This window comes from Paenibacillus sp. GCM10027629 (assembly GCF_042676425.1).
GTDB lineage: Bacteria > Bacillota > Bacilli > Paenibacillales > Paenibacillaceae > Paenibacillus_K > Paenibacillus_K terrigena.
This window is the reverse complement of record NZ_JBHTGZ010000017.1, coordinates 157815-176745: the sequence shown is the minus strand read 5'-3', so window position 1 is coordinate 176745 and position 18931 is coordinate 157815. Positions and strand designations below refer to the sequence as shown.

At 48.7% G+C, this 18931-nt stretch carries 10 protein-coding genes; 4 read left to right on the top strand and 6 right to left on the bottom strand.

What is annotated here, in order from left to right:
- The first annotated feature begins 107 nt into the window (after nt 1–107).
- The 3 genes from ACFQZR_RS26375 to ACFQZR_RS26365 all read left to right on the top strand — a co-directional run bounded on the left by ACFQZR_RS26375 (nt 108) and on the right by ACFQZR_RS26365 (nt 3458).
- Nucleotides 108–2333, top strand: a complete 2226-nt coding sequence (locus ACFQZR_RS26375) for an MMPL family transporter (protein WP_379351329.1) — start codon at nt 108–110, stop codon at nt 2331–2333.
- Nucleotides 2334–2457: 124 nt separating this feature from the next.
- The gene (locus tag ACFQZR_RS26370; RefSeq protein WP_379351328.1) at nt 2458–2856 is read left to right on the top strand and encodes a DUF2871 domain-containing protein; all 399 of its coding nucleotides are present in this window, start codon (nt 2458–2460) and stop codon (nt 2854–2856) included.
- Between the two features lie 116 nt (nt 2857–2972).
- Nucleotides 2973–3458 (top strand): NUDIX hydrolase, encoded by a 486-nt coding sequence (locus ACFQZR_RS26365; protein ID WP_379351327.1) that lies wholly within the window; start codon nt 2973–2975, stop codon nt 3456–3458.
- A 44-nt stretch (nt 3459–3502) separates the two neighbouring features.
- Here ACFQZR_RS26365 and ACFQZR_RS26360 read toward each other — a convergent pair whose 3' ends face one another.
- The 3 genes from ACFQZR_RS26360 to ACFQZR_RS26350 form a co-directional block, all read right to left on the bottom strand.
- The gene (locus tag ACFQZR_RS26360; protein WP_379351326.1) at nt 3503–7816 is read right to left on the bottom strand and encodes a DEAD/DEAH box helicase; all 4314 of its coding nucleotides are present in this window, start codon (nt 7814–7816) and stop codon (nt 3503–3505) included.
- Between the two features lie 201 nt (nt 7817–8017).
- Nucleotides 8018–11965: a polysaccharide lyase family 8 super-sandwich domain-containing protein gene (locus ACFQZR_RS26355; RefSeq protein WP_379351325.1), complete on the bottom strand. Its 3948-nt coding sequence runs from the start codon at nt 11963–11965 to the stop codon at nt 8018–8020.
- 654 nt (nt 11966–12619) lie between these two features.
- Nucleotides 12620–13597 (bottom strand): metallophosphoesterase family protein, encoded by a 978-nt coding sequence (locus ACFQZR_RS26350; RefSeq protein WP_379351324.1) that lies wholly within the window; start codon nt 13595–13597, stop codon nt 12620–12622.
- Between the two features lie 275 nt (nt 13598–13872).
- Between ACFQZR_RS26350 and ACFQZR_RS26345 the strand changes: the two genes are divergently transcribed.
- Nucleotides 13873–15270 (top strand): ABC transporter substrate-binding protein, encoded by a 1398-nt coding sequence (locus tag ACFQZR_RS26345; protein WP_379351323.1) that lies wholly within the window; start codon nt 13873–13875, stop codon nt 15268–15270.
- 178 nt (nt 15271–15448) lie between these two features.
- On the opposite strand, the gene ACFQZR_RS26340 is transcribed toward ACFQZR_RS26345, so the two are convergent.
- From ACFQZR_RS26340 to ACFQZR_RS26330, 3 genes are all read right to left on the bottom strand, one after another.
- Nucleotides 15449–16372: a helix-turn-helix transcriptional regulator gene (locus ACFQZR_RS26340; RefSeq protein ID WP_379351322.1), complete on the bottom strand. Its 924-nt coding sequence runs from the start codon at nt 16370–16372 to the stop codon at nt 15449–15451.
- A 146-nt stretch (nt 16373–16518) separates the two neighbouring features.
- Entirely contained in the window at nt 16519–17877 is a 1359-nt protein-coding gene (locus ACFQZR_RS26335; RefSeq protein ID WP_379351321.1) for an ABC transporter substrate-binding protein, read from the bottom strand.
- Between the two features lie 88 nt (nt 17878–17965).
- A complete protein-coding gene (locus tag ACFQZR_RS26330; RefSeq protein ID WP_379351320.1) occupies nt 17966–18928 on the bottom strand; it encodes a carbohydrate ABC transporter permease in 963 nt (320 codons plus the stop codon).
- Between the last annotated feature and the right edge of the window lie 3 nt (nt 18929–18931).

Here is an 18931-nt window from a genome sequence, read left to right as displayed (position 1 = left end):
ACCTACAATGCATCGTATAAGAAAAACCTCGATCGAGGTCCTTCAAAGAGGAGCGACCACGTTCAGAGGTAGTTTCTACCGCCAAATAGAATTGGAGGCCTTGAACTATGCACCGATTTTTTCAATCGTTAGCAAAACGTATAACCACACGTAAAGGCGCTTGGACCGTACTCACCATATGGCTCGTCGTCATCATTGTATTAAGCGGCGTAGCACCCAGCTCGAAGAAATTTGCCGTCAGCAGCGGCGAGGGCAGCATTCATGAGAATACGCCTTCGGCAATCGCTGAACAACTGATGAACGAACAATTCCCGTCCGAGGATGGACCTGTCGGGCTGCTCGTCTTCCATGCGAAGCAGGCCATCACGACCGAGGAACGTGTCAAGATCGCCGAAGTCAGCACGTGGCTGTCGTCGGATCAGAAGCCGGAGCATGTCTCCAGTGCACTGCCTTTTCACAAATTCCCGAAGCCTGTTCAAGACAAGATGTTCTCAGAAGATCAGACCACGATCCTTCTCAACATTGCGCTAGAAAAGGATCTCGATTCCGCTCAAGTCTACGATACGATGCAGCAAATTCGAGACAAAGTCGCTCAAATCGGGATGAATGATGTGCAGTTTGAAATTACAGGTCCTGCAGGGATCGCTGCCGACACCACGAGTCTATTCAAGAATGCCGACTTCGTTCTGATGTTCGCAACCGTCGGACTCATTCTTATCCTCCTGATCGTCATCTATCGTTCGCCGCTGATGGCCATCATACCGTTAATCATTGCAGGGCTCGTCTACCAAGTAACCGACCGCATCCTCGGGCTTGCAGCCAAAAATGATTGGTTCGTCGTCGACAAGCAGGCACTCTCCATCATGATGATCCTGTTGTTCGCCGTCCTAACCGACTACTGTCTATTCATCGTCTCCCGCTACCGTGAGGCCTTGAAGTCGATCGATTCGAAATATGAAGCGATGGGCGTCGCGCTTGGTCAAGTCGCTGAACCGATTGCTTTTAGCGGCGGGACGGTATTGATTGCGATGCTGACACTGTTCGCTGCGATTTTTAAGCCGTACCATAACTTCGCACCGGTCTTCTCCGTCGCGATGGTCGTTATTCTGCTCGGCGGGTTGACCTTGATCCCTGCGATCTATACCCTATTCGGACGTCGTGGATTCTGGCCTTTCATGCCAAAGAAAGAACTCGCTCCCGCGCCGAAGAAGCCAGGCTTCTGGACCCGAATGGGCGGCGTTGTAACGAGAAAACCTGGCCTTACATCTGGGATTCTATTGCTCTTCTTAATCGTGTCGTCCATCAATGTGGCAGGGATGAATTACTCCTTCAATCTGATGAAATCCTTCCCGAGCGATACCTCGTCCCGGCAAGGGTTCGAGCTCTTGGAAGAACAGTTCCCGCCAGGTCAATTGGCGCCGGTTACGATGCTGCTCCAATCCAATAAGGAAATCGCCATCGACGCTGCCTATGTAGAGAAGTTAACGAAACTCACCCAAGCGCTCGAAGCAGAGGGCGGCATCCATGACATCCGTCCGAATATCACGAATGACCTCGCAGCGCCGGGTGCAAAGCTGCCAGATCGGTTCCTATCAGATCAGAAGCACACATTGATGTTGAAACTAACGCTGCAGGCGAACCCTTATGACCCCGAAGCGCTAGAGGTTATTAGCAACCTACGCGAGAAAAGCGAAGCCATTCTGGAGCAGAACGGCTTCGATCCGGCACAGAATACGCTTCAATTCGCGGGGCAGACGGCACAACAGCTCGATGTTCGCGGCATGAACAAGCAGGATACCATCGTTACTTTCACACTCATCACCATCTTTATTGCATGCATGCTCGCTTTCCAAGCACGTTCGCTCAAACTCGCTTTCACGATGATCGTCACGATGCTACTCTCATATACTGCTACGCTCGGTCTAGGCTGGATCGTGTTCCACGACATCCTCGGCTATGAAGCAATCAGTTATCGACTGCCAGTGTATACGTTCGTCTTCTTGATCGCGCTCGGCGTCGATTACAACATCATGCTCGTCTCCCGCATTCGGGAAGAAGCGAAGCATTACCCTTGGAAAGAAGCGATCAGCCGCGGCGTCGCCAAAACCGGCGGTGTCATCTCTTCCGCAGGGATCATCCTTGCAGCCACGTTCTGCGTATTGATTACGCAGCCGTTGCAAGAGCTGTTCCTGTTCGGATTCATCATGGCAATGGGCATCTTAATCGATACGTTCCTCGTGCGCGGTATGCTGCTTCCAGCACTGATGACACTCATGGGATCGCACAGCAAACCAATCAATGCCCCGCTTACAAAAGAACAATCCCGATTGTAATCGGCCTTGGATCAGCACGATGTTGTAATGTTCTGTTCATTCTCCGTTCATATTCGTCGCGTATGATGAATCGTGTACATGAACATATTTCAATTCATATCATTCCTAAGGAGTCTACATCACTATGAAAAAGAGTTATTATGCAGCATTCTTTTATCTCATCATTGGCATGCTAGCCGGTGTATTCTACCGTGAATATACCAAATATTCTGACTTTGACGGGCAATCCATTCTTAGCGTCGCTCATACGCATTTACTCGTCCTAGGTTTTCTGTTCTTCCTCGTCGTGTTGATTCTGTGCAAATTATTTGATATTCACAAGCATAAGCAATTTAATCTCTGGTTCATCGTCTACAATGTCGCTTTCATCATTATGATCGGTGCGTTAATCGCCCGGGGTATTTTGCAGATCGAAGGAGCGGATTTCGCTGGGCTTCCGCATATCGCTGGACTTTCGCATACCCTGATGTTCGCCGCATTGATTTGGTTCCTCTTATTATTCCGCAAACAGATCAAGGAATAGAGATATGAAGCCCATTCTTCAACTCGAAGAGTGGGCTTTTTTTATTACCGAGGATTCCCAGCAAAAGAGCGCTATGCTAGACTTGGATCATGACTTTTATCCAAGGAGGAATAGCATTGACAACCATAGCCGTAGACTGGGGCGCATCCCGTGTCCTATTAACTTGGCAGCAAAGCACTGAACTCCCGCCACGGCATCTCATCACAAGCGTGCACGGTTTCTGCTTCCATCATCAGCAACTCCTATTGGTAGACCTTCATCATCGAGGCTGGGATTTCCCCGGAGGACACATTGAAATCGATGAAACGCCTGAAGCTTGTTTCCGTCGGGAAGCGATGGAAGAGGGGTACGTTGAAGGGGATTGCACACTGCTCGGCTATATGATCATTGACCACAGCGAGAACTCGCAATGGAATGATACCAGTCCCTATCCGAAGATCGGGTATCAGGTGTTCTATCGGATGGATATCCATGCCTTGCACCCTTTTGCGGCCAAATACGAATCGTCCCAAAGGAAGCTGATCAACCCCAGCGATGTTGCTGACTACTATAGCGGCTGGCATGAAGTGTATCAGGAAATCTTGGACTTTGCGCTAACGTGAATTGCTCATGTAGCAGTCAGAAACGCTGTTCTATTTTTTAACGATTAATTTACACTGCTTGACCAGATCACAAAAGAATTTCGATCCTTGATGGCTCCAAGCTCTCTCAATAATGGCGCGGCAGGAGATGCTTCAATGGCTGTACCGTCCCATGTATCGATCACCCATTTGCGTGCACTTGTCAGTCGAATGACTCGCTGGACAATATATTGCATCACCGGCTTGTCGAGTAAAGTCGCGAGTGTGGTGGAAGGTTCTGCTCCAAGAGTCATGATTCGTTTCCCTTTATTCTCGATCCACAACGCACAGCGGCCATTGACGAGCACAACACAATTCCCCTGCCTCCTCGTGAACTGAATCTCTGACATATCCGGCCAGTCTAGTAGGATGCCATAAGGATTCATCGGGTCGGCTGCTGTCATCACCGCAATGTGATCCTTCGCCATCGATATAGGTAGTTGAAGCTGTTCGAGGGTCTCCGGCTTGGCGAATTGTAGTGACTGAATCCCCTCAATCCAGAACCCACGCGTCAGCATCCCCATCTGTTCCAGCTGCTTGCAAGCATCGTACATCTGCTCCCATGTGAATAGCGATTGCGACGCAACCGTCTCCTTGGTCAAGATCAGATGCGTGTCTAGCAAATGCTCAATCCAAGCCGCAGCGCTTCGTTCAAGCTGCAGTTCCGGGTCCGCAAGCGACTCAAGCATATACCATCGTCCTAGCCCCGATTTAAAAGCACCTTGGGATTTACCTGGCTTCGAGCCATGCAATCGGAGAGGTGAGAACTGATCATTCGAAACAACACCTGCCCAGACCAGATCGATCAGCAGGTCCATCAGTTCTGAAGGAGCACATGCCATCTCTCGGCTTAAGGCGGTCAGGAAACTCGCTCCTTTACTTCGCAGTAGTTCTACGAGCTGCGGGTGAACCTCGAGTGAAGTCGCCTTACAGAGCGGTGCATACAACGCCTTGGACTCCGCGAGAAAAAAAGCAACACGTCCTTCTTTCTCCCCCTCTTCTCGGCGTCCCACCCAGATAATCTCGCCTTCCGCGCATAGTTGATCGAGCCATTCCTTACGATACAGCTGCATCCGAGCCGGGAATAGACTCGTCTCCCAATGCGACAACGGGAGGAACACCCCTTGCATGCGAGCAATAATTTTCCGAAGCCCCTCCGCGCCTTGCTCTTGATCTTGACGATACAAATAATGCCGACTGCATACATCATGACCATACCGTGATGCCTCCACAGGCTCAACCTGTTTGCGCAATTGCCCCGTAGTCCGGCGAATGGCCCGTTCAGCTGCTGTTCGACTCATCCAGGTCGTTTCTTCGGATTCTTGGAATGGCGCAGGATCAATCCGCTCCCGTTCCAACAACTCTTCGATGAACTTGTCTACCTGTGCTTCCGACAGACCATATGCGGCGATCAACTGACTCGGTGTAAAATAGAGCTCTCGCTCGATATATCGCTCCAGAACGAATGCCGCTGCTTGTGCATCTTCCTGCAGCCGTGCATACGTATCTGCCTCGTCCGAACAAATCCAGCGTTTGGCCCCATTAAGGGATATCCATTGAATCCGTTGCCTCTGGGTGAGTTCGTCGAGCAGCCGTAAGGTCTCTTCCGCATCTTGCGTCCCATGAATGAGCTCTGTCGTACTGAGATCGCCCTTACGCTTCAAATAGGTCCACAGATCTTGCGAGGACTGGACGTGATGTCCTTCTTCCTTCAGCAGCTCCGCAGATTTGGCGGGGAGCAGCGAAGCAGAGAACATCTCCCCTGCAAGCTCTCGATTGATGCTGAGCAGATGAAGCTGAATATCTTTGCCGATCGCATCGGATTCATACATCTGACTATTGGCAGAATCGAGTGCGAATTGCCACGCAAAAGGTGATGGCGTCTTGCGATCATCGATGACAAATTCAAGAGTTCCTGCTTGAATATCTGTCAGCAGCTGCTTCAATCGTTTCAGATCCAGCAGCTCATACAGACAAATCTGCATCGTCTCTTCGATGAACGGAAATTGAGCCGCATGCGGGACTGCCGCACGAAGCAGTTCTTGACTGCGCAGCCGCTGCTTCCATGCCGGTGTGCGCGTGAAGCTTCGCGGCAGCAGCAAGGAAGTCTCCGCGACGCGGCGGAACGTCATGCCGAATAAAGGGGATGCAGGAATCGCATCGACCAGCAGCTCTTCCACTTTATGTAACGGCATACTGAACAAGGATTGCACAACACGCAGATCCCAGTCTGGAAGGATGAATTCAATGCCGTTGTCTTTGAGCGATGTACTCACATGAGCGTTGAACAGACGTTCCAGACTAATCTGCAGGACAAGCTGCCAGGTTCGATTTAATCTTTTGCCGAACCAGCTGTGAATGACCATGTGATGCCGCAGATGATCGTCCTGATAATGCTCCACAATGATGCGTCGATCCGTAGGAATCGGTCCTGCTTCAAGCTGTGATTGGATATAGCCGACAAGCTGCTCTGCGGCACTCGCGTCCATCCCATAATCTCGCATCAGCCAGTCTTTGACTGCATCCTTCGTCTCCGTCTCTAACCGTATCGCAATCGACTGATGGAACTGACCGATCTGACATGATAATTCGAAGGACCTCCCGGACGCCTCCGCACGCCAGAAAGGAATTTCGCTCACTTCATTCGCCGCCTCGACCACATAGACGCGATCATTCTTAATCGATTGAATCCGCCAAGAGGAGGTCCCGAGCTGGAAGACATCGCCGATGCGGCTCTCATAAATATATTCCTCTTCCAGCTCACCGAGCTTCAGTCGAGACTGGGCGTGGTGGATCGGGTAGCTGGTGCTCTGCGGAATCGTTCCAGCACCCATAATCGCGGACATCAAGGCCGTTCGGGTTGGCGTTAGCATCCCTGAAGCTGTATCCCACTCAAATAAAGGCCGAACAAACGGAAAATAACCCGATAGCACGCGCAAAGCATCATGCAGCCGTTCTTGGGTTAAGCTGCGATACGTATCACTGCGTCTCAGAACCGCATAAAGACGCTCCACAGACCATGCCTCACTTGCAACCATCGCTACGATTTGTTGAGAGAGTATCCCTAGATCATTCGAAGGAATCTGGATGGCTTCGATCTGCCGATGGGCAATCAGATGCGCTTGCATTGCACATTCCGAGAGAATGCCACGTGAACGAGCGATCATCGTCCCTCGGCTAATATCCCCAACAGCATGGCCTGCCCGCCCGATTCGCTGAATGCCGGATGCTGTGCTTGGCGGCGCATCAATCTGAATCACCAGATCTATATGGCCAATATCGATCCCGAGCTCCAACGAAGACGTAGCAACGAGGCATGACAGCTCCCCAGCCTTCAGCGCCCGCTCCACCTCAAGTCGATTCTCGCGTGACATGCTCCCGTGATGCGCTCTCGCGCGATCGGTGCCAGCTTCCAAATTCAAATGCCGTGTCAGCCGCTCACAGAGTCTGCGATTATTGGCGAAAATAAGGGTTGTCCGATTCTCCTTCATGAGCGATTGAAGGCGCTCCACGAGCGGAGCCCATATCTCTTCTTTATTGTTCGTCATCAGCGTACGATCCGGCAGCATTACGGACACGTGATAAGTCTTGTCCATCTTACTCTCGATAATCCCGACCAGGCGCGGTCGATAGATCGCTTCTAATGATTCTACTCCCTCTGTCGATCGCTCCCATCCACCCATAAATTGCGCTACGAGGTGGATCGGCCGCTGTGTCGCGGAGACGCCGATACGCTGCGGTGAACGTCCTGTCAGCTCGACGAGCCGTTCGAGCGTAACGGATAGATGCATGCCACGAGCATCCCCGGCTAGACTGTGAATTTCGTCAATAATCACCTGCTCCACCGTCTTCAGCATTTCTCGAGATTTCGGCGAGGTGAGCAGCAAATAAAGTGACTCCGGCGTTGTGATCAAGACATCGGGTGGTTGACGCAGCATCGCAGCCCGAACCCGCTGCGGGGTATCGCCCGTCCGAATGCCTACGTGTAGTCCTGGCCATGCCAGATCCGACTTCACCGCGACTTGCTCCATCTCGGCCGCGAACTGCAGCATATGATGATGCACGTCATTATTGAGCGCCTTCAGCGGCGTCACATATAGCAGCTTCACACCCTTGGCGAGCTTCCCATGGGCTTGTTCTTTCCCTCGAATAATCCGTTCCAGGCAAGGCATCAGTGCGGCGAGCGTCTTGCCCGAACCCGTCGGTGCTGCGATCAACAGGTGATCGTGATGCTGAATTTCACGCCATACGCTTCGCTGCACCTCGGTTGCTTCACCAAATTGCTCACGAAACCACGTCGCCAATACCGCGTGAAAAGATGTTAGATCAAATTCCAGCAACAACAACCCCTCCATCGTAACAAAGTCATATGTTGTTAGTATAAAGATATTTACATCATTATCCAATGGGTGCACCAATAAAGCCTGCACCAAATCAAGTCTGTGCTCCTCAACATTCCAAATAAAATAAGCCCCTAGCCTGCAATTGCAGGCTAGGGGCAGTGTGCTTCACTGCTTTTTTATTCCTATCCGTATTTCCAATTAATTCAGCATCTTCCGTGCGATCATCGCCAGATCATCAATATCAACCTTGCCGTCGCCCGTCACATCGGCTCGCTTCGCTTGCGCCCAGCCAGCATCCGTCTCGGATGCGCCGTAATTCGCCGCTACGATCGCAAGGTCGCCGATGCTGACGACGCCGTCTCCGTTCACATCTTCAGGAATGACCGGTCCTGCCGGAACGACTTCAATCGTTATCGATGCCAGAGCTGCAGCTGTCTCCGCTCCACGCGCATCGCCAAGGATTGCCGATTCGACTCCGATGTTCCCGAGCGTTGCCGCTGTCACTTGCTTCGCCCGGAATGTAAGCTTCAGTAAGTTCGCATCACCGGATATTGCATTCTCTGCGCCTGCACTCGCTGTGATGAAGCGAACCTGGCCCGGTTCTTGCTGGGAAGTCTCTAGCACTTGAAGCCCTTCACGATTCGGTTTCCCTTCCACAAACTCAAATCGACTCGCATCATAGCTTAGTCGAATATCCTGCGCAAATACGGGTTCCTTCACTTGTGACAGCCCAAGAAGCACCTGCACTTCTTGCCCCGCCGTGACTTTCGCTGGAGCGCTTAACGTTGCACTCGTCTTCATCGCAACCGTCGTAAATGTGCTGCTATATGCATCTATCCCCTTTCCCCCGTTATTCTGTACGGCTCCCTTTGGAATCAAAATCGTATACTGAAGCTCCGGCGATAACTTGCTGCTCGGCTTCAGACGAAGCGTGCTACCTTCGACCTTAATCACAACAGGTACCACGATCTCTCCTTGCTTCAATTGAATCTGATCGAATGTCTGCCCTGGCTTCACCTCTTGATCGAATTGAATCGAGAGTTCTTGATTCAGTGGTACATCCTTGGCCTCGTTGGCAGGGGTCGATTGTACAACAATCGGTGCGGCAACCGCTTGCTGGAGTTGGAATGCATGCGTCGCTCCCTTCGAGCCTGCGGTTTGAATCTCTACTTTGAGCGATGGCATCGTCTGAAGTACCGTAACGGTGCTGTCCTTACTTGCTACGGTAAGGTCCGAGCGATTCCATTCCAGCGTGATCTTCGATTGCGTCTGTGTTGGGTCAGAGACACCTACGCTCCACGTGCTGCCTTTCTTGCGGAGCATAACTGAACCTGGGCTTGATGCCGTCAGCTCACCCGACGTCCCTGCTTTCCAGAAATTCAATGCCGTCACGCCGAGCTTCGTCTCCTCCACCGCTTGAAGATCCCCGGTGTTACTGAGCACGCGAATATCGGGATTCTCGCTATATTGCTGTGTCTCTTCGGTATTCTTATTCGGAAGCAATGTATAGGCATAAGATGCATCCGTCGGGTTCGTCCCATGGCCAACAGCCAGTGAGAGATAATTGCGCGTTATCGATTCCGTATCCGTAAATTCGAGCTTCTGATTAATATCGGACCACGCATTCGTACGTGCTTCTCGTGAACCTACAACATCCGTTGCTTGCGGAAAATAGTACCCGATATCAGAGCCTGCCACATTCCCTTGTAAATGCGCCCAGTGAACGCCGGGAACAGTCTCTTTCCAGCCTAGCGCCGCCGATTTCGATACCCCGTTGATCGTCAACGCGTTGTCCCCGCTAGCATTTAGTTTGCGATTCTCCACGATCGTCTCGACGCCGCTCCCATCGGTCGCCTGAATCCCTGCGCCAAGCGCTACAATCTCGTCATCGAACATGAACCAAGATTTTTTGCCCCGGAGTGTACTGCCCCGTGGAGCCACATCCATCCCAACCGCTCCGTATTTTCCTTCCAATGACGATCCGCCTACCCAAGTCCGATCATTCGTACCGCTCGTTCGCGTCTTCCCGTCTGAGGTTACTCCAGGCAACCGATACGAATCCACCGTCGGCCAGAAGTCATCATTGAACTGCGCTAGATCTTGATTGTATAGATAGGTCATGCCATCGCCTGTATACCAAGCTTTCAGGTTCTCACTGTTCCCCGTCTCATAATTCGCGATACGCTTCGAAGTCAGGCTGATGCCGAATCCAAACCCTGGACGCAAGTGTACCGCCCGATCCATCGCTGGAAACTGCTTATGCAGGACAAGCTCCTCTTTCGGCGTAACGCCCGTATCTTGCAAGAGAGATTTGACGAGCTGCATATCCGAAATTGGGAGTCCTGCTGCAAACGAAGAGCCAGATCCACTAGACTCGATCCAATATTTTGCCATACGCTGGATCTTGGCCCCTTCCTCCGCTGGTGCAGCCTGGGATAATCGGAGCAAAATAACGACGGCCGATTGCCCGATCGTATCGTCCTGCCAAGCTTTTCTCGAGATCGCCCTGCCGCGCACCATGTCCATCATGACGCCTTTGTAAATCACCGGCTCGAAAGAATCTTGAATCCAGCGGTAAATATTGCTCGTCCCTGGATCGGTCACTTCCCAGCTAGAACCTTTCAAAAGCACGAGCAGATCCGCTAGATGATCGATGAGCACGTACCCATAACTTCCGGTGTAGGCGATATTGGAATGCTGGATAAAAGAACCGTCCTTATAGAACCCATCACCCGACGTTACATAAGCAAATACTTGCGAGAGCGCATCACGTCCTTGCGCGACTTTGGTGCCATTTTTGCCAATGATGCCACGCAGTGCAACAATGAGAGACTTATCCACGCGGTTCGCGCCGGTCTCGGTTAATGTCGGGGAATTCGTCCGTTTCGTCGGATCGAACACGAATTTATCGATGGCTCGGATATAATTCGCTAGCTGCGTCTCGGTTAAATCGCTATACATCAAGGCCATGAGATCGTTCAAGGTCATTGGCGAGCCAATCTCCCAGTCCCACCAATTGCCCCGTTCGGTTGCTTTCTCGTTGTATCGCTGAGCATACAGCCAATCGAGCGCATCAAGAATATCATTGCGCAGAAGTGGATCTTGATAATACTTGGAACCAACCGTCGCATAGACGAGCGCCATGTCTTTCAATCGATTGTAGCCTGCCGTAATATCAGCCGAATATTGTGCTTGCGAAGATGGAGCATTCAGATCGCTCCACAAATACGTACGGTTCGCCGCCTTATTCAGCGTATCCCAATAGCCCGTCGTATCGGGGTTCTTCACCCTCGACTCCAGCGCACGAAGCGTTGCCGCGATATCTTGATCCGCCGGATCAAAAGCCGATCCTCCCGTCAATTTATTGCGCCACTTGGTGAGCAGTACCGGGAACATCGTATCGATGCGGACTGTTGCTTTGACTTCCGGACTTTCATTCCCATCGACACCCACAATCTTCGCATACACATCCGTCTCGCCTTGCTCCCGAACAGTGACGGGACCGGTATATTTTTGCCAAGTACCGTCCTTCTTCAGCTTATAGAGCAGCTCACGGATATTCTCTTCCGCAGCAGGGTCAACTTGCAGCGTAAAGGTCACTTCCTGATCACTCCAACCTTCTTGGCTTAATGCAATCGTTAAAGGTGAAGGACCGTAAACCTCGAATTCGAGGAGTGAGTATCCGTATTGCGTCGCCCGCTTCGTTCCGAGCATTCGGACATACCTCGCATTCTCTGTCTCGAACGTGATTTCATCCGTGCCCCCGTCACCTGTCGTGGTCACGAATACATCCTTCCACGTCCCGCCATCGTCCGAGACTTGAATTTTGTATCCGCTTCCATAAGCAGCCTCCCAAAATAACTTCACCGTATTAATCGACATCGACTTGCCTAAGTCCACGTAAATCCATTCCACATCCGTCCGATTGCTCGACCAACGTGTAACCATGCTGCCGTCAAATGCATTTGCAGTGTAAAATGTCGTCGTCCCCTCTACCGAAGAGGATACCGCTGTTTTGCCCTCCGCCATGTTGTTCGTTCTGCCACCACTTACCGCACCGTATGCCGTCATCGAAGGGGTAATCGGCAGCATGGAACACATCAGACTTGCTGTCAATCCAAGTAACAGATTCCGTCGCCAGTTCACATGTAGACCTCCTATTCATAGGCTAAAATATTGATTCTACGAGACAACACAAAAAAGACACGCGCAAGAAGAGTTGCCTCTTAAAGCTCATGCCTGCATGCAGTAACACGCTTAGGGCTTGAATCTACCTCTAACATAGATGATCCCTGCCTAATTCTCAATATGTTCGACAAAGGTTCCTAGGGTTCTTAGAAATCTCTGTTAATCCGCGAAAAGACTCATCCATAAAAAGGAAATATCATCTTACTGTCAAATGTTCTTCGTCATATCCCATTGCGTAAGGAGTCGACGATCTTGAGCACAGCACAACGATTAACTTTATATATCAGCTTAAATCTCTTAATCCCAATTACCTTTATTAATATCTTGTTTTTCTGCTATCCAAAGTTTTGGTTAGGAGGATTTATTCTCCCCGAGGGTCTCGTTAGCATTCCTATTTTGGTCTTTCTAATCGGTACATTTTGTTCCTTCCTGTTCGGACTCCATCGCTACATCCCGATCTGGGTCATTCTATTAGATTGGTTATTATTATCCATACTAAGCGTAGTATACCTTTTGAGTGTAACGGATTTCTTCCTTAACCTCGAACGAACACGATGAATCTACAAATAAAAGCGCAAACGCGTTAAACGGCGTTTGCGCTTCTTCATCTCACTACACCTTCCGCCCCTCTGGCTTATGCTCCGGCTGCTCATGGACCACGCTGCCATCCGTCTGGCGAATCCAAGTCTCGAACTGCTTCTCGCCCTGCTTCAGTCGAATCACACGCGCGCCTGTCGGCACTAGGTCGTGACGCTCCCCGTCCACGAAGCTCACATAGCGTGTCGATCGGCCGTAACAGAGACGAATCCCGTGCAGTTCTCCCCAGAAATCATTGCCATGATCGTGACCGACGAACGTCCCCATCACATCGCCCATATCGACCATCGCAGAGAACATGCCCGAATTGATATTCGGTGCCGAGCACCAGTTATCGAATCGATGTCCATAGCAGGTATGGAAATCCCACAGGTCGTTGTATTCCGGGAGCGGAATATGGAAGAACGCCAGGGCAGGCAGCGGTTCGCCGCCGTTCTGCGCGGTCAGCTCACGCGATCTGCTCGTGTACCAATCAATTTGGCTTCGACGGATCCAGTCGTAACCGCCAACCCGATGGCCTTGCTGCGCATAGTCACCGCTATCGAGGAAATAGAGCGCCGCTGCTGTATGATCATCTTCACCTCTCACGTGAACGACGAAGTTCCCTGCGCCATCTACACCTTCCGGATCTTCTTCCGCTACGTTATGCACATATTGCAATTGCAGTTCATGCATTTGCTTCCGCGGCACCACGCCTTCGGAATCATGATTGCCGAACACGGCGGCCCATGGAATCCCGCGCGCTTCTACCGCTTCAACCGCACGGCGGAACGATTCGAGCGGATCTCTTGCCCGGTTACTCGCTACCACATCCCCAGCGAATACGACAAGGTCCGGCTTCTCTGTGTCCATGACACGCTCCATGAGCACTCTCGTCTCTGCGTCATAGAGCGGCGTCTCTGGGTCATAATCAAATTCATCTAGAAATTCCACATCCGAAAATTGCACAATAACAAACGAACCGTCTTCACGAAACTTGAGTTGTTTCTTCATATTCGATTCCCCTTTGTCAGCCTAATCCTCATCGATAGACAGCTGCATATTGATAGATTCCTGCATCTTCCATATCAATCCAAATATAGCACATGCAGCACAGGTTAGCGTGAAGATTTAATCAGCAAAATAATCCAACAAGTGCGCAATGCTATATAGAGACTCCATCTTTTTTTCGATTTAGAATTAGAGTATCCGGATTTCCATAAATAGAGCAAATCATTCATTTGGGCAAACGTATTAAATCCATAAAAAATTTAATTGGAGGTCACTAAATGAAATTAGCAAAGAAAAGTTGGACAGTATTATTACTATTTGTGATGGTATGCACCCTTTTCGTAGCTTGTGGAAAAACGAACGAAAACAGCGATAGCAAAAATGAAGCTAGCTCGGTAGAAGAAAGTAAGACACCTATCCAGGAAAACGATACTCCAAAAGACTCGCCGCAATCAGAAGGAACGTCCACAGATCCCGTCACAATCACCGTGGCATTTCCATGGGGAGAAGAGATTTTTAACAATCGATTCAAAGAAATTGATGAGAAATTGCCCAATATCGATATCAAAATGGTTGCCTGCGAATGTAAATCCACGTCGCTGCAGGAATTATTTGCAAGCGGTATCAATCCTGACATCATCTTTCCGAACTACGGAATTTCTCACGTCGAAAGTCTAGGAATCATACACCCTCTTGATGATTTAGCAAAAAGCAACAATTTTGACGTAGACACGTTAAACCCAGGACTTGTGTCTTATATTCGATCATTGGATGCAGAGGGAAGATTAATCGGTATTCCAGACGGAACAGGCTACATGTCCCTCTTCTATAATAAAGAAATATTCGATTTATTCGGCGAACCGTATCCTACAGAGAAGATGACTTGGGATCAGGCCTTCGACTTGGCTAGAAAAATGACAGGACAGCGCAATGGCGTTTCCTATCTTGGACTTGAACTGGGCGGCTGGGGGAATGTTGGCGATGGTGCTGCCGTACCGCTCAGAGAATTAGCCGTGAATAAGACAGATCCGGATACCGGCGAAGTGCTCATTACGAAGGATCCTTCATTCTCCAAATTTTTAGAGCTGATGAAGAAGTATTACAGCATACCTGAAGTAAGATCTGAAGAAGCAAAGAACGTCGATTTGTTCGCAAAAAAACAAGCTGCAATGACAGTGACTTGGACCGCCTATTTCGTTCATGGAAATCCGTTTGAAGATGTAGAATATTTAAAAAATAATATAGCCATGCTGCCTGTACCTGTATGGGCTGATCAGCCCGATATTGGTCCTGCACTAGGGACAACACCGATGGTCATTTCCAATCAAAGCGAGCATAAAGATGCGGCATTCAGCGTGTTGAAGGAATATGTATCTGTAGCGAATCAGACCAAAATCGCAAAATCAATGGCATCCGGTCCTGTGCTTACCGAGGTTGCCGATCAGTATGGCTCGGATATCGAAAATTATATCGGGCAGGATGTTACGTCTGTGTTCAAGTTAACACCTGCAACCTATAAAGGCAGACAAAGCTTATGGGATCAATATGTCAACCTGGACCTTGCAAAGTTTGCTGATTCCGATCTGAATATACAAGAATTTCTAAGAATAACAAAAGAAGAAGCCGAAACGGCAATTAAAGAGGCCAAAACGCAACAAGAAACCACGAAAAAATAATGAGAAAAACCTAAAAAAAGAACCGTAAAGACCATTCGCGGGTAATATTATCCCCTTTAAGGAGACACTCAAAAAAACCTCATCCTACCCTGAGAGATGAGTAGAGTGAACTTGGAGGGGATATTTTGTGTGGTCTGTAGAAGAATATGTCTACTTGACGGGGGTATGACTAGGCGCCTTACGGTTTTTCAGTAGAATTCGGTGAATGATTGTTTATACCTTGCGCAGTTTGTTTGCGGAATTCGGAAGGTGAACATTGCCTATATTTTCTAAATACTCTGTTAAAATAGTTAATATCATTGAATCCCACCCGGTGAGCAATTTGTGTAATGGGTAAACTTGAATTCATAATCATCTCCTCCCCCTTTCTGATCCGACACAAATTAACATACTCTATAAATGTTTGTCCTGTTATCTTTTTAAACGTCCTACAAAAATGAAAGGGGCTCATTCTAGCGATCCTTGATATATCGTTCAGTGTGAATTCCTCGCCGTAATGTTCCTCTACAAACATCATAACGTCACGAAAATCCTCTGTCTTTCTTCGATTTGCACGTTCAGTAGGACTCTCAGCAGCCACATAACCATATACTCTTGTCAGTGTAACGACAAGCTGATAAAGATAAGATTTAATGACCAATTCATATCCAATCTTTTTCGTATGAAGTTCAGTAGCAATATTTAGAATGACTTCTTTAAAGTAACGATAGTGATCATCCCCAGATTGTAAAATCCTAGGTAAAGACAGCTTACCATGTAATTGCGGTTCATGAACGAGGTGCATCGATTCCGCAGCTAACAAAATGGATTTGTTGATCAAGACAGCATAGTACTCAGGGACTTCTTCCTTTTCTATTAAATATGCCCCATGAATTTGCCCCTCTTCAATAAAGAAAATATCCCCTTCTACACCAATATAAGAATAGCCCCCAATAAAGAGCTGCATTCGCCCCTTCACGATATAGACCATTTCCAACACTTGGTCATGCCAATGAGAGACGAAAAGGGCATTCCCATAGGGTTGCGCTTGAAACAGATTGAACGGAAGATAGTTGCTGATTAAATAAGCCGGTTGATTCGTTGGCGCTGGAAAAGACAACATTGGACATTCTCCTTTCAAAGCGTATCATTCAACCCATTGGAGGTTTGAACATATAAACTTATAGAACCTGAGACTATGCCTCAGGTTCTATCAAAATCAATCTGCAAACCCGTTCGTTCGAAGGTTTGTTTGCGTTATTACTTCCCTTATTCTTTCTTTGCTTTCTCATCCGCAATCTTCATTTCCAACTTTTCTTGCAGCTTACGTAAATATTCCGAAATATTCATGTCTGAACTCGCAAAGTCGGGCAAACTTTCAACGATCATACTCTCGGCTATTTTTTTCCATTTCGAGCTTTTACCTTCTAATATTTTTGCATTATCCGGGAAATAAGATTTTACATTCTGGCCGTCATAAATGTCTTTTTCACTGCCAAATACCGCGATGGCTTCCGAATTCTTCAATACCGTCGGATATCCCGCAGCGGAAAACTTCTTCTGCATGTCTTCCGCTACGACTTCTTTCATCCACTGGAAAGCGGCGTCTTTGTTCTCACTGTACTTGTTCAATACATACATATGAGCTGTCGTTGTCGGTGCATATTGATCTGCGCCTCCCCAGATCGGCAATAGTACTGAGTTCGTATTCGCTCGGACATTCTCAGGAATTCCCCATTCCATATATGTCGGCCAAGAGACTAACATCGCAGCCGTACCGTTTGCAAAGAAGCTTCCTGCTTTCTTCGGGTCGCGTTCATATAACCCTGGCACGCTATAGAACTTCTTCATGAGTTCGAAATATCTTGTGACTGCCGGCTCACTCGTAAGTAATACTTGATCTGTTTCAGGATCAACGACATTCGTAACAAGCTCTTTTAGCGGGGCGAGCGTATCGTCCGTGACACTGTTCTGCCATCCCATTTCCAGCCCCCGATAGACAACACCGTCTCGTTCCCCTGTCATCTTCTTAGCTAACTCGATTGTCTCATCCCATGTCATATGGTCCGTCGGATAAGGAACGCCGAACATATCAAAAATTTCTTTATTATAAAACAACGTATACGTATCAGCGAACGTTGGCACGCCAATCATAGAACCCTTATCATCGAACGAACGAAATAGTGAAACGATGGATGGGTCTATACTGCTGATATCCATTCCGTAAATCTTCGACAATTCATCAATCGGCTCTACCATATCCAGATCCTTCAAGGCGTCAATTCCTTTGGATGTATAAATAATATCCGGGACGACACCGCTAGCATTCAATTCTTGCAAAGCCTCCGAAGTCGCCTGACCTTGAATCCATTTAACTTTAATGTTCTTGCCTTCTGCCTGGAGTTTATCTTCAATGGGCTGCATAAGGGCAGAGATCTGGTCCAAACCCCATTCATGTTGAATCGTAATTATTGTTTCCTTGCTGAAATCCGTCACGGCTCTACTGGCCGGATCATCATTCGGGTTCGTTTCGTTATTTGATTCCGAATTACTGCCACTGCAACCTGACAGAATTGTTGTTAACAAGAAAACAAAAGCAATGATCAGAGAGATTGAATTTTTCTTCATTTTCATCCTCCTCAGCGTCATTCAATATTTATTTTCCGTTAATTGACATCAAGGATTACAACTCACCAATACTTTAGAAAGTACGGATCTATTCGACCAAGCCCGTTCTTTCCACACTTTCGATAAAATAACGCTGTGCGAATAAATAGATCAGCACGGGCGGAAGGATCGTCAAGAAACTAGCACCCATCTTAATCGGCTCCGCCATATATTCCGGGAATCCACCGTTCTGAATGAATTGCCCTAAGGCTGTATCGATGAAGGTCATCTTCATCGCAAGCGGCATATCGCCGGTCGGACTGAGGAACATCCGCGGATAATAAGTGTCATTCCACGTCCACACGAAGGAGAATAAGAAGACGACCAAGATCGCAGGTCTTGCGAGCGGGAACATCACGCGGAAGTAAAATTTCAGCGCCGTCGCCCCGTCAATTCTCGCAGCCTCTTCAAGAGATTTCGAATGCGTCATGAAGAACTGTCTGAAGATGACGACGAACAAGGCGCCTTTGACCCCAAACCCGAATATCGACGGTAAAATCAGTGTAATGAGATGACCGTTCAAGCCTAATTTGGTATAGACCATAATCGTCGGCAGAATGATAACCTGAGGTGGAATAATGAACGCAAGCATCAATAGGAAGAAGATCGTTCGTTTAAACGGTACATCTAATCGAGCTAGTGCATATCCCGCCAATCCGCAGGAGATACAATGCAGTACGGCTACACTAACGGCGATGAATAAGCTGATCATTAATGAATTCTCATAATTCAGCAGCTTCCACGCCTCTGCCACATGACCCAAATAAATGGAGGATGGCACCCATGTTACTGTCGGATCTACGAGATCCTTCACATTCATGACCATCTTCACGAGCATCTTCAACATCGGATTCATGTAAATATATGAAGTAATGATAAGGACTGCGTACAGGATCAGCTTAAATACAAGCCCTTGGTTAATCTCTTTCCCGAGCACCAAATTGCGTGCTTGCCTGATCCGTCTCTTCGTTAGAAATCGACGACCCTTCGCATCGGATAATATGGTCCGCATCTG